At 55.1% G+C, this 17,079-nt stretch carries 15 protein-coding genes and 1 other annotated feature; of the genes, 4 read left to right on the top strand and 11 right to left on the bottom strand.

Annotated features, from left to right (window positions below; all coding sequences use genetic code 11):
• Window positions 1–6 precede the first annotated feature (6 nt).
• Window positions 7–1,932, bottom strand: a complete 1,926-nt coding sequence (gene dnaK / locus ACWPW2_RS02260) for a molecular chaperone DnaK (protein ID WP_023480354.1) — start codon at window positions 1,930–1,932, stop codon at window positions 7–9.
• Between the two features lie 298 nt (window positions 1,933–2,230).
• Between dnaK and satP the strand changes: the two genes are divergently transcribed.
• Complete coding sequence (gene satP / locus ACWPW2_RS02255) at window positions 2,231–2,797, top strand: acetate uptake transporter (protein WP_042715340.1); 567 nt, start codon at window positions 2,231–2,233, stop codon at window positions 2,795–2,797.
• Window positions 2,798–2,846: 49 nt separating this feature from the next.
• On the opposite strand, the gene ACWPW2_RS02250 is transcribed toward satP, so the two are convergent.
• The 3 genes from ACWPW2_RS02250 to tal all read right to left on the bottom strand — a co-directional run bounded on the left by ACWPW2_RS02250 (window position 2,847) and on the right by tal (window position 5,924).
• A complete protein-coding gene (locus ACWPW2_RS02250) occupies window positions 2,847–4,154 on the bottom strand; it encodes an MFS transporter (RefSeq protein WP_454121501.1) in 1,308 nt (435 codons plus the stop codon).
• Between the two features lie 122 nt (window positions 4,155–4,276).
• Window positions 4,277–4,864: a molybdopterin adenylyltransferase gene (gene mog, locus ACWPW2_RS02245; RefSeq protein ID WP_200579864.1), complete on the bottom strand. Its 588-nt coding sequence runs from the start codon at window positions 4,862–4,864 to the stop codon at window positions 4,277–4,279.
• Between the two features lie 106 nt (window positions 4,865–4,970).
• On the bottom strand, window positions 4,971–5,924 hold the full coding sequence (tal, locus tag ACWPW2_RS02240) for a transaldolase (RefSeq protein ID WP_023480402.1): 954 nt from the start codon (window positions 5,922–5,924) through the stop codon (window positions 4,971–4,973).
• A 299-nt stretch (window positions 5,925–6,223) separates the two neighbouring features.
• Between tal and ACWPW2_RS02235 the strand changes: the two genes are divergently transcribed.
• On the top strand, window positions 6,224–7,660 hold the full coding sequence (locus ACWPW2_RS02235) for an alanine/glycine:cation symporter family protein (protein WP_454121499.1): 1,437 nt from the start codon (window positions 6,224–6,226) through the stop codon (window positions 7,658–7,660).
• 74 nt (window positions 7,661–7,734) lie between these two features.
• Window positions 7,735–8,508 carry a peroxide stress protein YaaA gene (gene yaaA, locus ACWPW2_RS02230; RefSeq protein ID WP_454121498.1) on the top strand — a complete coding sequence of 258 codons (774 nt, stop codon included), beginning with the start codon at window positions 7,735–7,737 and terminating at the stop codon, window positions 8,506–8,508.
• A 42-nt stretch (window positions 8,509–8,550) separates the two neighbouring features.
• On the opposite strand, the gene thrC is transcribed toward yaaA, so the two are convergent.
• The 6 genes from thrC to yjjY form a co-directional block, all read right to left on the bottom strand.
• On the bottom strand, window positions 8,551–9,837 hold the full coding sequence (gene thrC, locus ACWPW2_RS02225; RefSeq protein ID WP_076768928.1) for a threonine synthase: 1,287 nt from the start codon (window positions 9,835–9,837) through the stop codon (window positions 8,551–8,553).
• Window positions 9,838–9,840: 3 nt separating this feature from the next.
• Window positions 9,841–10,770, bottom strand: coding sequence for a homoserine kinase (thrB, locus tag ACWPW2_RS02220; RefSeq protein ID WP_124969908.1), 930 nt, complete (start codon window positions 10,768–10,770; stop codon window positions 9,841–9,843).
• A 1-nt stretch (window position 10,771) separates the two neighbouring features.
• Window positions 10,772–13,234, bottom strand: coding sequence for a bifunctional aspartate kinase/homoserine dehydrogenase I (thrA, locus tag ACWPW2_RS02215; RefSeq protein ID WP_454121496.1), 2,463 nt, complete (start codon window positions 13,232–13,234; stop codon window positions 10,772–10,774).
• A gap of 23 nt (window positions 13,235–13,257) precedes the next feature.
• Window positions 13,258–13,375 (bottom strand) — a sequence feature (Thr leader region).
• Window positions 13,314–13,382: a thr operon leader peptide gene (gene thrL, locus ACWPW2_RS02210; RefSeq protein ID WP_124971581.1), complete on the bottom strand. Its 69-nt coding sequence runs from the start codon at window positions 13,380–13,382 to the stop codon at window positions 13,314–13,316. Its footprint overlaps the feature before it by 62 nt.
• A gap of 209 nt (window positions 13,383–13,591) precedes the next feature.
• A complete protein-coding gene (locus tag ACWPW2_RS02205; protein WP_279793641.1) occupies window positions 13,592–14,278 on the bottom strand; it encodes a tRNA/rRNA methyltransferase in 687 nt (228 codons plus the stop codon).
• Between the two features lie 396 nt (window positions 14,279–14,674).
• Window positions 14,675–14,815 carry a YjjY family protein gene (gene yjjY, locus ACWPW2_RS02200; RefSeq protein ID WP_086870418.1) on the bottom strand — a complete coding sequence of 47 codons (141 nt, stop codon included), beginning with the start codon at window positions 14,813–14,815 and terminating at the stop codon, window positions 14,675–14,677.
• Between the two features lie 94 nt (window positions 14,816–14,909).
• On the opposite strand from yjjY, the gene arcA reads away from it, so the two are divergent.
• Window positions 14,910–15,626 carry a two-component system response regulator ArcA gene (arcA, locus tag ACWPW2_RS02195; RefSeq protein ID WP_023480336.1) on the top strand — a complete coding sequence of 239 codons (717 nt, stop codon included), beginning with the start codon at window positions 14,910–14,912 and terminating at the stop codon, window positions 15,624–15,626.
• 40 nt (window positions 15,627–15,666) lie between these two features.
• Here the strand turns inward: arcA and creD are convergent, their stop codons facing one another.
• Window positions 15,667–17,046, bottom strand: a complete 1,380-nt coding sequence (gene creD, locus ACWPW2_RS02190) for a cell envelope integrity protein CreD (protein WP_454121494.1) — start codon at window positions 17,044–17,046, stop codon at window positions 15,667–15,669.
• Between the last annotated feature and the right edge of the window lie 33 nt (window positions 17,047–17,079).

Genomic DNA, 17,079 nt, shown 5'->3' with positions numbered 1-17,079 from the left:
GGGCGATTACTTTTTGTCTTTAACTTCTTCGAACTCGGCGTCAACCACGTCGTCATCTTTCGCCGTGTTGGCGTTGTTCGCAGAAGCATCAGCGCCGCCCGCCTGCTGCTGTGCGTGCTGCTGCTGGGCGATTTCCATCAGTTTCTGGGAAACCTGTGCCAGCGCCTGCATTTTGGCGTCGATGGCTGCTTTATCTTCGCCTTTCAGCGCAGTTTCCAGCTCGCTCAGCGCGGACTCGATTGCAGTTTTGTCTTCAGCCGGCAGTTGGTCGCCTGCTTCTTCAACCTGCTTACGGGTGCTGTGCAGCAGATGATCGCCCTGGTTACGGGTTTGGACCAGCTCTTCGAACTTACGGTCAGACTCGGCGTTCGCTTCCGCGTCACGCACCATTTTCTGGATTTCATCCTCGTTCAGACCAGAAGAAGCCTTGATGGTGATCTTCTGCTCACGGTTGGTATTCTTGTCTTTCGCAGAGACGTGCAGAATACCATCGGCGTCGATATCGAAGGTGACTTCGATCTGCGGCATGCCGCGCGGCGCCGGGTTAATACCATCGAGATTGAACTGGCCCAGCGATTTGTTATCGGAGGCGCGTTTACGCTCACCCTGCAGCACGTGGATGGTTACCGCAGACTGGTTGTCTTCCGCAGTAGAGAACACCTGGCTGTGCTTGGTCGGGATGGTGGTGTTTTTGTTGATCAGCGGAGTCATCACGCCGCCCATGGTTTCGATACCCAGCGACAGCGGGGTAACGTCCAGCAGCAGAACGTCTTTAACTTCACCGGTCAGAACGCCGCCCTGAACCGCAGCACCGATAGCTACTGCTTCATCCGGGTTCACGTCTTTACGCGGATCTTTACCGAAGAACTCAGCCACTTTTTTCTGCACCATCGGCATACGGGTCTGGCCACCGACCAGGATCACGTCGTTGATGTCAGAAACGGAGAGGCCCGCATCCTGCAGCGCAACTTTCAGCGGCTCGATAGAACGGCTTACCAGGTCTTCGACCAGGCTTTCCAGTTTCGCGCGAGTCACTTTGATGTTCATGTGTTTCGGACCGGTCGCGTCTGCGGTGATGTACGGCAGGTTCACGTCGGTCTGCTGTGCAGAAGAGAGCTCGATTTTCGCTTTCTCTGCCGCTTCTTTCAGGCGCTGCATTGCCAGCGGATCGTTGCGCAGATCGATACCCTGATCTTTCTTGAACTCTTCCACCAGGTAGTTGATCAGACGGCTGTCGAAGTCTTCACCACCGAGGTGGGTATCACCGTTGGTCGCCAGTACTTCGAAGGTTTTTTCGCCGTCAACATCGTCGATTTCGATGATGGAGATATCGAAGGTACCGCCGCCCAGGTCGTATACCGCGATAGTGCGGTTACCGGTCTCTTTATCCAGACCGTAAGCCAGCGCAGCCGCTGTCGGTTCGTTGATAATACGTTTTACTTCCAGGCCCGCGATACGGCCGGCGTCTTTGGTCGCCTGACGCTGCGCATCGTTAAAGTAAGCCGGAACAGTGATAACCGCTTCAGTTACCGGTTCACCCAGGTAATCTTCCGCCGTTTTCTTCATTTTTTTCAGCACTTCTGCAGAGATCTGCGGCGGTGCCATTTTGTTGCCTTTCACATCAATCCAGGCGTCGCCGTTGTCGGCTGCCATGATTTTGTAAGGCATGATAGATACGTCACGCTGGACTTCTTCGTCCTGGAAGCGACGGCCAATCAGGCGCTTGATCGCAAACAGCGTGTTTTGCGGGTTCGTCACTGCCTGACGTTTAGCCGGCTGACCTACCAGAGTCTCGCCATCCTGTGTGTACGCAATTACGGAAGGCGTGGTGCGATCGCCCTCGGCGTTCTCAAGCACGCGTGCCGAAGCGCCATCCATGATGGCTACACAAGAGTTGGTTGTCCCAAGGTCGATACCAATAATTTTACCCATCTAAACGTCTCCACTAAAAATTCGTCATCAGCTGGTTGTGAACCTGTAATAAGGGCAAACCTCACGGTTTCAACTGCCCTGTATTGATTTTTTTGCAAGCCCACAAAATGCGGTTGACTACAAGATGGGGTCGCCGCGCCGCGCATCAAGGGGGAGACAATAAAAAAATTTTTAATTTCCACCTGTTCAGATCATAGACAGGCCCGGTAGCGCTATTTATGATGCCGCGCCCCGCTTGCAGAAAACGCCCGCGGGGTAATTATTTCTCCCCTTTATCAATTGATTCTTTTGAGGAATTATGGGCAACACTAAGTTGGCTAATCCGGCTCCGCTGGGCTTAATGGGCTTCGGCATGACCACTATTCTGCTTAACCTGCACAATATTGGTCTATTCCCGATGGATGTCATTATCCTGGCCATGGGCATTTTCTATGGTGGTATCGCACAAATTTTTGCCGGCCTGCTTGAGTACAAAAAAGGCAACACCTTCGGCTTAACAGCCTTTACCTCTTACGGTTCTTTCTGGTTGACGCTGGTAGCGATTCTGCTGTTCCCGAAAATGGGGCTGACAGAGGCGACCAACGGCCACTTCCTCGGCGTCTATTTAGCCATCTGGGGCGTCTTTACCCTGTTCATGTTCTTCGGCACGCTGAAAAGCGCGCGCATGCTGCAGTTTGTCTTCCTGAGCCTGACGGTGCTGTTTGCGCTACTGGCGGTGGGACACCTGGCGGATAACGAAAACATCGTTCATATCGCAGGCTGGATTGGCCTCGTCTGCGGTGCCAGCGCGATCTACCTGGCGATGGGCGAAGTGCTGAACGAGCAGTTTGGCCGCACCGTGCTGCCGATTGGCGAAAAACACTGATTCGTTCAGGTGCCAGTATAAAAAAACGGAGCCTGAAGGCTCCGTTTTTTTATAAGGATTCGAGCGGGGTGTCGACCACGCTATCGGCATGATGCAGATCCTGGCGCAGCCAGATGCCTAAGCCAAACCCCATCAGGGAGAGCGCCAGCACGTACCAGGCCGGAGCCATCGGCGAGACGCTCATCAGCATCGTCACCGCAATTGGCGTCAGCCCGCCGAAAATGGCATAGGAGACGTTGTAAGAGAAAGAGATGCCGGTAAAACGCACTTCCGCCGGAAAGGCGCGCACCATCACATAAGGCACAGCACCCACAACGCCGACGCACAACCCGACCAGGCCATAGAGCATAAAGAGTTGTTCCGGGTGGCTGCCAACGCGGTGATAGAAGAGCCAACTGGCGGCGGCGAGTAGCAGACTGCCGACGATAAAGGTGCGGCTGGCACCAAAGCGATCGACTAACAGCCCGGCCGCCAGACAACCGAAGCAGAGCATGATCGTGGCAATGCTATTTGCCTGTAAGGTCAGAGCGGGCGCGAAGCCATACTGCTTTTGCAGCCAGACCGGCGACATCAGAATGACCACCACAATTCCGGCCGAGAGCAGCCAGGTCAGCAGCATCGAAACCACCACTGCTTTTTTGTGCTTCAACACCACAGCTTTTACCGGCAGCTCCTGCGCCAGCGCTTTGCGCTGCTGCATCTCCAGGAAAATGGGCGTCTCACGCAGCCAACGGCGTAAATACATTGCCACCAGCCCGAATGCGCCACCAAGCAGGAAGGGGATACGCCAGCCGCCATCGTGGATCGCCTGCTGCGTCATGCTGGTGTTGACCAGCGTGGCAACCACCGATCCCAGCAGGATGCCAACCGTTAAGCCCGCCGTCAGCGTGCCGCAGGCAATACCGATGCGGCGCGCCGGGACATGCTCAGCGACAAACACCCATGCGCCCGGCACTTCGCCACCAATCGCTGCGCCCTGCAACACGCGCATTAACAGCAGCAGCAGCGGTGCAACAATGCCCATTGAGGCATAGGTCGGCAGCAGGCCAATCGCCAGCGTTGGCAGCGCCATCAGCAGAATGCTAAGGGTGAACATCTTCTTGCGCCCGACCAGATCGCCGAAGTGCGCCATCACAATACCGCCCAGCGGGCGCGCCAGATAACCGGCGGCGAAAATCCCAAAGGTCTGCACCTGACGGAGCCACTCGGGGATATCGGCCGGGAAGAAGAGCTCCCCGACCACGGCGGCGAAAAAGACGAAGATAATGAAATCGTAAAACTCCAGCGCCCCGCCGAGGGCGGCGAGGGTCAGGGTTTTATAATCCTGTTTATTCAGAGGGCGTGTGTAATGTGACATAGCGAACCGTTGATAAGAGTGAACGATTATATTCTTACGGGTTATGTAAAGTAAAAATGACTATACCGTAAAAATATCAATACGCCACTGTCGGGATCGCATATGTCAGAAAAGCGTTACTTTCAGGATAAAGTTTCGCGCCTTGCGCTTTTAGGACGAAAAGCTGCTACGACCTGCGGATCCGTTTCCACATAGGGGCCATCAAGAAGCTGTACACAATACGGTACACTAGCAAAAATCCCCGCAACTTTTACTTCACCGTTTTCGCTTTTCAGCCCTTCGAGGGTCTCTTTAATCGATTTCGGCTGGCCTGGCAGGTTAAGGATCAGCGCCTGTTTACGGATCACGCCCACCTGGCGCGAGAGAATGGCCGTCGGTACAAAGTTGAGGCTGATCTGGCGCATCTGCTCGCCAAAACCGGGCATCTCACGATCGGCAACGGCAAGGGTGGCATCAGGCGTCACGTCGCGACGTGCCGGGCCGGTTCCGCCGGTGGTCAGCACCAGATGACAGCTCATCTCATCCACCAGTTCACACAGGGTCTGCTCAATGATGGTCTGCTCGTCAGGGATCAGGCGCGTTTCGATATGAAAAGGGGTGGTTAAGGCCGATGCCAGCCATGCTTCGAGCGCGGGTAAGCCCTTGTCTTCATAAACGCCGCTGGAGGCGCGATCGGAAACCGAAACTAAACCAATGCGTAGTGTGTCCATAATTATTCCGTTGCATAAAACCGTTTACGGAATGATACACGCTGAGGGGAGAGGCAAACAGAGTGGAGAGAAGAAGCGTGACCGGGAGCCCGGCCACGCCTGATGATTACAGCAGATCGCCGATCATTTTTTCCAGTTTTTCCTGGTCAACGGCAAACTTGCGGATACCGTCAGCCAGTTTATCAACCGCCATCGGATCCTGGTTGTGCTGCCACAGGAATTCCGCTTCGCTGATGCGCTCCGGACGCGCTTTTACTTCGCCGGTATACGACAGTTTACGCTCCAGCGCGCCTTCGCTTTCTGAAAGCTCTTTCAGCAGCGCCGGGGCGATGGTCAGACGGTCGCAGCCAGCCAGCTCAATGATTTCGCCGGTGTTACGGAAGCTTGCGCCCATCACCACGGTTTCATACCCGTGCTCTTTGTAATACTGGTAGATTTCGCTCACGGAAACCACGCCCGGATCTTCTGCCGGTGCGTACTCTTTCTTGTCGGTATTAGCTTTGTACCAGTCAAGAATACGGCCTACGAACGGGGAGATCAGGTAGACGCCCGCTTCGGCACAGGCACGCGCCTGGGCGAAGGAGAAGAGCAGCGTCAGGTTACAGTTGATGCCCTCTTTTTCCAGCTGTTCTGCTGCGCGAATGCCCTGCCAGGTGGAAGCCAGCTTGATCAGGATACGATCGTTGCTGATGCCCGCATCGTTATACATTTTGATCAGGCGTTTGGCTTTGGCGATGGAGCCTTCGGTGTCGTAAGAGAGGCGCGCGTCAACTTCAGTAGAGATACGGCCCGGGATCAGTTTGAGAATTTCCAGACCGATGTTAACGGCCAGGCGGTCAGACGCATCAACCACTTGCTGCGCGCGATCGCTGCTCTGGCTGCGCGCCCAGGTCACAGCTTCGTCAATCAGTTTACGGTATTCCGGGATTTGGGCTGCCCCAAGGATCAGAGAAGGGTTGGTTGTAGCATCCTGCGGCTGATAGAGCTTCATTGCCGCGATATCTCCGGTATCAGCCACGACTGTTGTGTACTGACGCAGGGAGGTCAATTTATCCGTCATGATAATGTTTCTCTTTAAACGATACCCTGAATAAATCACGTCGAGACCGATGACGCCTTTATGGCTTGTCGGGCGCAAAGGCTGCCAGCGCACCTGAACGAGAAGTATGACGAGTATACTTGTTAGGGGGATGTAACCGGTCTGGCAAGATGATAACACGACGCCCTGTCAGCGCAACCGCAGACAATGCAGGTGGCATTGTATGATAAACTCCCTGATTAATTGCCTGCGAAGGGATAAGCCCGTTGTACACGCGCCGTCGCAGGTTACCTCCCCCGGCATCGACAAGAGGGTCGTTAATGCCAGAATTCTTCTCTTTTATCAGTGAGATCCTGTGGGGATCGCTGATGGTATACCTGCTGGCAGCGGCGGGTATCTGGTTTGCATTTCGCAGCCTGTTTGTTCCGTTTCGTTTTTTCCGCGACTTTGGCAAAAGTCTGAAAAGCTGCCGCAGCGTGCCGCCCGGTGCCCTCACCTCGTGGCAGGCGCTCTGCCTGAGCCTGGCGACGCGTTTAGGCAGCGGCAACCTGGCGGGTGTGGCGTTTGCGCTCACTGCTGGCGGTCCGGGCGCGATCTTCTGGATGTGGATCGCAGCGCTTATCAGCATGGCGACCAGCTTTGCCGAGTGCGCGCTGGCCCAGCTCTATAAAGAGCGCGATGCTAATAACCAACTGCGCGGCGGCCCGGCCTGGTATATGGCGCGCGGCCTCGGTATGCGCTGGATGGGCGTGCTCTTCTCCATTTTCCTGCTCCTCGCTTATGGGCTGGTGTTTAACACCATTCAATCCAGCGTGGTGACGCGCGCCGTTCACTTCGCCTGGCAGGTGCCGGGTACGCTGACCGGGCTGGTGCTGGCGGTGGGCTGCCTGCTGTTTATGACCCGCGGCCTGGCGGTGCTCTCCCGTCTGATGCAGTGGATGGTGCCGCTGATTGCGCTGGCATGGATTGCGGTGAGTTTCAGCATCAGCCTCTGGCATGCCAGCCTGTTACCGGAAGTATTCGAAACCATTTTTAAAAGTGCCTTTGGCTGGCAAGAGGCGGCGACCGGCACCATGGCATGGACGCTGAGCCAGGCGATGACCAGCGGCTTTCAGCGCAGCATGTCGACTAACGAAGCCGGAATGGGCTCTTCACCGAATGCCGCGGCGATGGCAGCCTCCTCTCCGCCCCACCCCGTTGCGCAAGGCATTGTGCAGATGATTGGTGTGCTGACGGATACCTTTCTGGTCTGCACCGCCAGCGCGATGATGCTGCTGCTGGCTGGTAACGGGTCGGCAGAGAGCAGCCTTATTGGCATCCAGTTGATGCAGCAGGCGATGGTCTCTCTTGCAGGCGGCTGGAGCGCCGGGTTTCTCGCGCTGGTGGTGGTGCTGTTCGCCTTTACCTCGATCCTCGCCAACTACCTCTATGCCGAGAACAACCTGATCTTTTTAGGCCGTAACAGCCGTGGCAACCTGATGCTGCTGCGGGGCGTGGTGGTGTTAATGGTGCTGTGCGGTTCACTGGTCAGCGTACCGCTGATTTGGCATATTGCCGATGTGGTGATGGCGCTGATGGCGATGATTAATCTGACCGCCATCCTGCTGCTGTCACCGGTGGTTAAGCTGCTGGCGGGGGACTATCTGCGCCAGCGTAAACTCGGCGTTGAGCCGGTGTTTAACCCGCAGCGTTATCCGGAGATTCAGCGTCAGCTGGCGCCAGGCAGTTGGGACTCGCTTCCCCCTTCGTCTCGCTAATCGCAACTATCGATCAAGCCAGGTGATTTTTTTGTTAAAGTCAGCGGAAATTTCTCACACAGCAAGGAGTGAGCATGCTGATTTTGATTTCACCTGCCAAGACGCTCGATTACCAGAGCCCGCTGGCAACCGAGCGTTTCACCCAGCCAGCGCTGCTGGAGCACTCTCAACAGCTGATTAAGACCGCCCGCACGCTTTCCGCGCCGCAGATTAAAAAGCTGATGGGGATCAGCGACAAGCTCGCCGACCTCAACGCCACCCGTTTTCACGACTGGCAGCCCGATTTTACTCCGGAAAACGCCCGTCAGGCGCTGCTGGCGTTTAAAGGCGATGTTTATACCGGTCTGCAGGCGGAGACCTTCAGCGATACAGATTTTGACTTCGCCCAAAAACATCTGCGCATGTTATCCGGCCTGTATGGCGTGCTGCGTCCGCTCGATTTGATGCAGCCCTATCGTCTGGAGATGGGCATTCGTTTTGAGAATGAGAGAGGCAAAGATCTCTACCAGTTCTGGGGCGATATCATCACCGATACGCTAAATGAGGCGCTGGCCCAACAGGGCGATGAGATTGTTGTGAACCTGGCGTCCGATGAGTATTTCCGCGCCGTGAAGCCGAAAAAGCTCAATGCGCGCATCATCAAACCGGTGTTTCTCGATGAGAAAAACGGCAAGTTTAAGGTCATCAGCTTCTACGCCAAAAAAGCGCGCGGCCTGATGAGCCGCTACATCATCGAGCAGCGTCTGACGAAGCCGGAGCAGCTAACGGGCTTTAACCACGAAGGGTACTTTTTTGATGAGGCGGCCTCAACGCCAGACGAACTGGTGTTCAAGCGCCACGAACAGTAAGCGGAAAAGCGTCCCTCACCCGCAGGTGAAGGACGCTTGAGATTACGCTTTTTGCATCATCAGCTGGCGTAATGCCGCAAAATCCGCAGGCAGGGAGTGGGAGAGCAGCGGCAGATCCGCGCGGTCAGCCAGCTCTTTCGGTAGCGGCAGCGTTTCGCCAAGGATCGCTTCTACGCTCTCTTTGAACTTCGCCGGATGCGCAGTGCCGAGGAATAGGCCATATTCACCCGGATGAAGCTGATCGCGCAGGGCGCGGTAAGCAATCGCGGCGTGAGGCTCTGAGACGTAGCCCTTCGCCTTCAGCTCAACGATCGTCGCTTTGGTGGTTTCATCATCCACCGCCGCGTAACCCAGCTCATTCAGACGCCAGATTTTACGCCGGAACAGCTCCTCTACGCGCGGCCAGTTGTTCGGCTGGCTGACATCCATCGCGTTTGACAGCGTCGCCTGCGTCGCTTTTGGCTGCCACTCGCCCTCTTTCAGAAAACGCGGCACGGTGTCGTTGGCGTTGGTGGCGGCGATAAAACGCTTCACCGGCAGGCCGAGTGATTTCGCCAGCAGGCCCGCAGTCAGATCGCCAAAGTTGCCGCTTGGCACCGACACCACCAGCTGGTTGCGCGCCTCTTGCGGCAGCTGCGCCACCGCTTCGAAGTAGTAGCACACCTGCGCCAGCAGACGGCTGATGTTAATCGAGTTGGCGGAGTTAAGGCCCAGCGCGCTTTTCAGCTCTTCATCGTCGAAAGCCTGTTTGACCAGCGCCTGGCAGGCGTCGAAGTCCGCATCAATGGCCACCGTTTCGATATTCCCGCCCAGCGTGCAGAAGAGCTTCTCCTGCAACGGGCTGATTTTGCCCTGCGGATAGAGGATCACTACGCGCACATTCTTCATGCCGTAGAAGGCATGAGCAACGGCCGCGCCGGTGTCGCCGGAGGTCGCAGTCAGAATGGTGACCGGTTTGTCGCCGCTGATGGCGCTCAGCATCTGCGCCATAAAGCGCCCGCCGAAATCTTTAAACGCCAGCGTCGGCCCGTGGAACAGCTCAAGGCAGCCGATATCGTTTTCGACCGGTTTTACCGGTGCAGGAAAGGCAAACGCAGCACGCACGCGGGCTTCCAGCGCTTCCTGCGGGATCTCATCGCCGATAAAGGCGGAAAGGATCTTCGCGCTGCGGCTGACAAAGTCCTGCTCCAGCATCTCGTCGATTTCCGTCAGGTTGAATTCCGGCAGATCGTGCGGGAAGAAGAGCCCCTGATTTTTACCCAGCCCTTGTGTGACGGCCTGCGCGAAGCTGACCTGCTCATTGTGATCTTTTAAGTTGTAGAGTTTCATTGGTTATCCCACTACCCTTGCGCCCGCCGTGTCCAGCCGGCAAATATGAACGAAGCCTTCCTGATTTTGCAGATAATGTTTGCCGAGCCAGTCGGCCACGCGCTGCGCGGTATCCGGCTTGTCGCACAACGCAAACAGCGTTGGACCCGAACCGGAGATGCCGCAGGCCTGCGCGCCAATATCCGCCACCGCCTGACGCGCCTGCTCAAAGCCTGGCAGCAACTTCATGCGATAGGGTTCGGCAATCACATCTTTCATCAATTTCGCCGCCAGCGCGGGCTGGCGCGAATAACAGGCATGAATAAATCCAGCCAGGTGACGCCCGTGAGCAATACACTCCTGACGGCGATACTGCGCCGGTAAAATGGCTCGCGCTTCTGCCGTCGAGACTTTAATACCCGGGTAGGCAAGCACCCATAACCACTCATCAAAGCATGGCACCTGCTGGCTGATAATGCCGCCTTCCTCGATCATCAACTGCATGCCGCCGAGATAACAAGGCGCGACGTTGTCGTAATGCACGCTACCGGAGATACGCCCTTCCAGCTCGCCCATCAGCGCCAGCATGCGCGTCTCATCGAGGGGTTTACCGCAAAACTCGTTCATCGCCACCAGCGCCGCCACGACAGAACAGGCGCTGGAGCCGAGACCGGAGCCGATCGGCATGTTTTTTTCCAGCGTCATCGCCACCGGCACCTGCTTGCCAATCTCCTGGCAGAAGAGCTCCCAGCATTGATAGACGATATTCTCCCGCGCTTCGCTCGGTAATTTACTGGCGAAACGCCCTCTGTTTTGCAGACTAAAGTGGTCGGCGGCTTCCACCGACACCGTGTCCCCTAACAGCGTGCCATCGACCGGCGTTACCGCCGCGCCGAGGACATCAAACCCTACGCTCATATTGGCGCTAGACGCCGGCGCATACACCTTCACCATCTCAGACCCCTAACTTCCACGAAAGCGTACGCAGCAGGTCGGCAAACACGCCTGCCGCCGTAACATCATTACCCGCGCCGTAACCGCGCAGCACCAGCGGCAACGGCTGGTAATAGTGGCTGTAAAACGCCAGCGCGTTCTCGCCGTTTTTCACTTTATACAACGGATCGTTGCCGTCGACTTCAGCGATCTTCACCCGGCAGGTGCCATCCTCTTCAATGTTGCCAACATAACGCAGCACATTGCCAGCGTCACGGGCCTTCGCCACGCGGCTGGCAAACTCATCATCCAGCGAGGGCAGACGCGCCATAAAGCTGTCGACATCGCCAGAATCATCGAAGCTTGCTGGCAGCACCGGCTCGATCACGATATCCGTCAGTTCCAGCTCGCGCCCGGTTTCCCGCGCGAGGATCAATAACTTACGCGCAACATCCATGCCTGAGAGATCGTCACGCGGGTCCGGCTCGGTGTAGCCCATTTCGCGCGCCACTTTTGTCGCTTCCGACAGGCTCATCCCTTCGTCGAGCTTACCGAAAATAAAGGATAAAGAGCCGGAGAGGATCCCCGAGAAACGTTGCAGTTCATCACCGGCGTTAAGCAGGTTTTGCAGGTTTTCAATCACCGGCAGGCCTGCGCCAACGTTGGTGTCATAGAGGAATTTGCGGCGCGATTTCTCTGCGGCGCGGCGCAACTGATGGTAGTAATCCATCGACGAGGTGTTCGCTTTTTTGTTCGGCGTGACGACGTGGAAACCTTCGCGCAGGAAGTCGGCATACTGATCGGCGACCGCCTGGTTGGAGGTGCAGTCGACGATTACCGGGTTCAGCAGGTGATACTCCTTGACCAGACGAATCAATCGACCCAAGTTGAACGGCTCCTTCGCTTCGGCAAGCTCGGCCTGCCAGTTGTCCAGGTTCAGCCCGTGAACATTGGTCAGCAACGCTCTCGAGTTAGCAACGCCGCAGACACGCAGATCGATATGCTTATTCTTCAGCCACGTTTGCTGACGCTTCAGCTGTTCCAGCAATGCGCCGCCGACGCCGCCGACGCCGATCACAAAGACTTCAATCACCTGATCGGTATTGAACAACATCTGGTGAGTGACGCGCACACCGGTGGTGGCATCGTCATTGCTCACCACAACAGAGATAGAGCGCTCAGAAGAGCCCTGGGCAATTGCCACGATATTGATATTAGCGCGTGCCAGTGCGGCAAAGAATTTCGCCGAGATGCCGCGTAAGGTGCGCATGCCATCGCCGACAACGGAGATGATTGCCAAGCGCTCCATCACGGCGAGCGGCTCCAGTAACCCCTCTTTCAGTTCAAGATAGAACTCTTCACTCATCGCGCGCTGCGCACGGGCGCAGTCGGACTGCGGCACGCAGAAGCTGATGCTGTACTCGGATGAAGATTGGGTGATAAGCACGACGGAGATGCCGTTGCGCGACATGGTGGCGAAAACGCGGGCGGCCATGCCGACCATCCCTTTCATTCCCGGGCCGGAAACGCTGAACATCGCCATATTGTTAAGATTGGAGATGCCCTTAACCGGCAATGCATCGTCATCCGAAGTGGCGCCAATCAGCGTACCTGGTGCTTGCGGGTTGCCGGTGTTTTTAATCAGGCATGGGATCTGGAACTGGGCGATGGGGGTAATGGTGCGGGGGTGAAGAACTTTAGCGCCGAAGTAGGAGAGCTCCATGGCTTCCTGATAGGACATCGACTTCAGCAGCCTGGCGTCCGGCACATGGCGCGGGTCGCAGGTATATACGCCGTCAACATCCGTCCAGATCTCACAGCAGTCGGCGCGTAAACATGCGGCCAGCACGGCGGCGGAGTAATCGGAGCCGTTACGCCCGAGCACCACCAGTTCGCCCTTCTCATTGCCCGCGGTGAAACCGGCCATCAGCACCATGTGATCCTGCGGAATACGGCTGGCTTCGATACGGCGCGTGGATTCAGCGATATCGACCGTTGATTCGAGATAGTGCCCGACCGCGAGCAGTTTTTCGACCGGATCGATAACCGTCACTTTATGACCGCGCGCTTCCAGCAGCCCGGCCATAATCGCGATAGAGAGTTTTTCCCCCCGGCAGATAAGCGCAGCATTAATGCTGTCCGGGCACTGGCCCAACAGACTAATGCCGTGCAGAACATGTTTGATCTGCGCGAACTCGGCATCAACGACGGTTTTAAGTTGTGCGAGCGGAAAACCGGGCTGGGCATCTGCAAGCCCCTGCAGCAGTTCGGAGAAAATACGCTCCGCATCGCTAATGTTGGGAATTGCATCCTGTCCGGAGATGGTTTTTTCAATCATCGCGACAAGATGGTTGGTAATTTTTGCGGGAGCAGAGAGTACGGTTGCGACTTGCCCCTGCCTGGCATTACTTTCCAAAATATCGGCAACACGCAGAAAACGCTCCGCATTTGCCACTGATGTACCGCCGAACTTCAACACTCTCATGCTTTACCCCTTGATTTTTGCTCGAAAAAAAAGCCCGCACTGTTCAGGTGCGGGCTTTTTTCAGTATTTCCTGTACGCGTCAGCCCGCACCGTTACCTGTGGTAATGGTGATGGTTGTAATAGTGGTAATCGTGCAGATGCGTGCCATGGATGTTGTGCTCTGTATTATTATCTGTCTGTGCTGTATGCCTATATTGGTTAAAGTATCTGCCTGCTTAAGTCAATTTATTTTTTAATTATGCAGAATTTATTCAATTCCCGTCTGCGCTAAAAGCGGAGCCGTTTACAGCCCGATCAGGGCGATGAGAAATCGATATCGCAGCATCTTCAGCTATAAAAGAATCTTATTACAGCGCGTTACTCGATAAGCTTTTTTTCGATATCGTGAAGCAAACGGTGCAACATGGCGGTGTCGCGCTGCTCCAGCAAGCCAAGCCGCTGATCCAGCCAGTCGACCATTTTCATATCATCAACCACGTCTAATTTTTTGAGTAAATTATGTGCCCGTAAACGCAGTGCGCTTAACTGGTTATTATCAACCTGAGAAATAGTTTGCGGCGCACTTTGCATTAACGCAGATAATTGATAGCAAAATACCATTACCGCCTGGCCGAGATTAAGCGAAGGGTAATCTGCCGCCATCGGTACCCCGGTCAGAATATCCGCCAGCGCTAGTTCATCATTGGTCAGCCCGGAATCCTCGCGCCCAAAAACCAACGCCGCGCCGCTAAGCCAGGCGCTTTTCTCCTCTAATAACGGCACAAGCTGCTCAGGCGTTGCGTAATAGTGGAATTTCGCCCGACTGCGCGCGGTAGTGGCAATACTGAAAGGAATATCGGCCAGCGCATCAGCAAGCGTAGCGTAGTGCTTCGCGTTATCCAGGATGTCGCCCGAGCCGTGCGCGACGCGCCTTGCGGCTTCCTGTAAATGAGCCTCGCTGTCGACAATACGTAAATCAGTAAAGCCCATCGTTTTCATGGCACGCGCCGCTGCGCCGACGTTTTCCGCTCGCGCGGGGGAGACAAGAACTATTGCCAGTTGCATCGAAACCTTCTTTTTTCATGCCCGCTGAAAAATGTGACACCAATCAACATATTACGCGGAGCGAATTTACAATTAGATAACACCAATCGCCGATCTGACCCATCTCTACGCTTAAAAAAAGCTAAACTGTTTATCAGCAATATTACCTGTTAAGATGTTAACAGAACGGGCATATCCCTCTGTTTCTTCTTGGCATTTTAATACAGAAATGTCTGCCTGTGTTGGATTCAGGCTATTTATCAATTAGCGCACGCAACTACTTGGTTTATTGAAAATTTGTAATAGAAGCTAGCAGCTGGCTATCAGAATTTCGCTAAAGTGTTAACGTGCTACAATTGAACTTGATATATGTCAACGAAGCGTAGTTTTATTGGGTGTCATTTGCGTCTTAGCCTGTTATGTTGCTGTTAAAATGGTTAGGATGACAGCCGTTTTTGACACTGTCGGGTTCAGAGGGAAAGTGCCCACGACCAAGCTAATGATGTTGTTGACGTTGATGGAAAGTGCATCAAGAACGCAATTACGTACTTTAGTCATGTTATGCCGTCATGTTAATTTTCGACATGCACCAGGCTGGTCAGGGACTTTTGTACTTCCTGTTTCGATTTAGTTGGCAATTTAGGTAGCAAACATGCAGATCCCGCACATTCTTATTGTTGAAGACGAGTTGGTAACACGCAACACGTTGAAAAGCATTTTCGAAGCAGAAGGCTACGATGTCTTTGAAGCGACTGATGGCGCTGAAATGCATCAGATCCTTTCTGAACACGATGTAAACCTGGTGATTATGGATATCAATCTGCCGGGTAAAAACGGTCTTTTACTGGCGCGTGAGCTGCGTGAGCAGGCAAATGTCGCGCTGATGTTCCTGACCGGTCGCGACAACGAGGTCGATAAAATTCTCGGTCTTGAGATTGGCGCTGACGATTACATCACCAAGCCCTTTAACCCGCGTGAATTGACTATCCGCGCGCGCAACCTGCTGTCCCGTACCATGAATCTCGGTACCATCAGCGAAGAGCGCCGCAGCGTCGATAGCTACAAATTCAATGGCTGGGAGCTGGATATCAACAGTCGTTCGCTGATTAGCCCGAACGGCGAGCAGTATAAGCTGCCGCGCAGTGAGTTCCGCGCGATGCTGCACTTCTGCGAAAACCCGGGCAAGATTCAGTCGCGTGCTGAGCTGCTGAAAAAAATGACCGGGCGTGAGTTGAAACCGCACGATCGTACCGTGGATGTCACCATCCGCCGTATCCGTAAGCACTTTGAATCAACGCCGGATACGCCAGAAATTATCGCCACCATTCATGGCGAAGGTTACCGCTTCTGCGGCGATCTGCAGGAATAAACGAACGCAAACGAAAAAGCGGCGCAGTGCGCCGCTTTTTTTATTTCCAGATCCTTAACTCATCTTCCGTCGCAGGCTCCGCTGCGATCCGTTTTATCCCTGCCGCTGACAATGCATACCAGTCAAATTTACGTGTCAGGAACATTACCGCAGTCAGTGCCACAAACAGCACGCCGGTTCCCAGTAAGAGCGCATTATCCTCAGAGTTGAGCAGCCCCCACATCACCGCATCAAGCAGCAGTAGCGCGGCGGTAAAGCCCAGACTGGCGCGCCAGCTCTTCATCACGCCCTGCAGATAGAAGCCGTTCAACAGCGCGCCGAGCAGGCTGGCGACAATCCACGCGGCGGTAAATCCGGTATGTTCAGAAAGCGCCAGTAATACCAGATAAAACATCACCAGCGACAAGCCAACCAGCAGATATTGCATCGGGTGCATCTGCCGCGCGGTGAGGCTTTCAAACACGAAGAAGGCGAGGAAAGTCAGCACGATCAGCAGGATGGCATACTTTATCGCTCGGTCGGTTAGCTGATATTGATCAGCCTGGGTAACGATATTGACGCTGAATGCCGGCAGTTCCCAGTTGTTCTTACTGGCGAGCACGGCGGTATCGCGCACCTTGCTGTCCAGATTGTTGGCAAACCAGCTACTCTGCCAGTGCGCCTGGAATCCGCTCTCGCTCACTTCACGTTTTTCCGGCAGGAAATCGCCCATAAAACCCGGGTGCGGCCAGTCACCCTTCAGCGCCATCTCGCTATTGCGGCCAAGCGGCACAACGGAAAACTCACCGGTTCCACTCAGGTTGAACGACATCGCCAGCTTGAGTGTTTTTTGCAGGCTCTCCATCGCCAGCGGCATATGAACACCCTGCAGATCGCTCATTAATCCCGTCCCCGGCTCGACGCGCAGCGCTTCGCCGTTCACGCTTGTGCTGCGCACCAGGCCAATGCCGCGAGAATCGCTCACTGCCAGCACGATAAACGGCTCGCCAAGCGTCACATTTTCACTCGGTTTGATATCCAGCCGTTTCGGATCGAACTCGGCGTTAATATCGATGTTGTTATGCCAGAGCTGCCCGTCATAGATACCGATTTTGCGCGTTTCAACCTGCTGATTACCGTTGACCATCAGGGATTCCGGCAACCATAAGCGGATGAAACTCTGCTTGCGGCGTATCTCTTTTGGCGGTTCGTTTTCGCCGCTGCTCTCCAGCGACACCGTGGTTTCCGTCACCGGAATGGCGATCAGTGGGCCAATCAATTTTTGCGAGCCGGCGCTGCTCTGGCGCAGCGTATCGGTCACTTCATGTCGATAATCGGCGCGCTCGCCAATCAGGCTGCTGAGCATGGTCAGCGGGATCAGTAATACACACAGGCAACTTGCCAGCGTAACCATTTTCCAGAACAGGGGGGATTTCAACATAGCCTTCTCCTTAGTGATGCGTGCAGCATAACG

Source organism: Kosakonia sp. Marseille-Q7440, assembly GCF_965119485.1.
This window is presented reverse-complemented; position numbering and strand designations above follow the sequence as displayed.

Bases quoted from the DNA above. Each gene is read 5' to 3' on its own strand.
- thrA (WP_454121496.1), bottom strand. From the start codon at position 13,234: ATGAGAGTGTTGAAGTTCGGCGGTACATCAGTGGCAAATGCGGAGCGT.
- tal (WP_023480402.1), bottom strand. From the start codon at position 5,924: ATGACGGATAAATTGACCTCCCTGCGTCAGTACACAACAGTCGTGGCT.
- arcA (WP_023480336.1), top strand. From the start codon at position 14,910: ATGCAGATCCCGCACATTCTTATTGTTGAAGACGAGTTGGTAACACGC.
- mog (WP_200579864.1), bottom strand. From the start codon at position 4,864: ATGGACACACTACGCATTGGTTTAGTTTCGGTTTCCGATCGCGCCTCC.
- yaaA (WP_454121498.1), top strand. From the start codon at position 7,735: ATGCTGATTTTGATTTCACCTGCCAAGACGCTCGATTACCAGAGCCCG.
- yjjY (WP_086870418.1), bottom strand. From the start codon at position 14,815: ATGACTAAAGTACGTAATTGCGTTCTTGATGCACTTTCCATCAACGTC.
- thrC (WP_076768928.1), bottom strand. From the start codon at position 9,837: ATGAAACTCTACAACTTAAAAGATCACAATGAGCAGGTCAGCTTCGCG.
- ACWPW2_RS02205 (WP_279793641.1), bottom strand. From the start codon at position 14,278: ATGCAACTGGCAATAGTTCTTGTCTCCCCCGCGCGAGCGGAAAACGTC.
- ACWPW2_RS02250 (WP_454121501.1), bottom strand. From the start codon at position 4,154: ATGTCACATTACACACGCCCTCTGAATAAACAGGATTATAAAACCCTG.
- ACWPW2_RS02235 (WP_454121499.1), top strand. From the start codon at position 6,224: ATGCCAGAATTCTTCTCTTTTATCAGTGAGATCCTGTGGGGATCGCTG.
- creD (WP_454121494.1), bottom strand. From the start codon at position 17,046: ATGTTGAAATCCCCCCTGTTCTGGAAAATGGTTACGCTGGCAAGTTGC.
- thrB (WP_124969908.1), bottom strand. From the start codon at position 10,770: ATGGTGAAGGTGTATGCGCCGGCGTCTAGCGCCAATATGAGCGTAGGG.
- satP (WP_042715340.1), top strand. From the start codon at position 2,231: ATGGGCAACACTAAGTTGGCTAATCCGGCTCCGCTGGGCTTAATGGGC.
- dnaK (WP_023480354.1), bottom strand. From the start codon at position 1,932: ATGGGTAAAATTATTGGTATCGACCTTGGGACAACCAACTCTTGTGTA.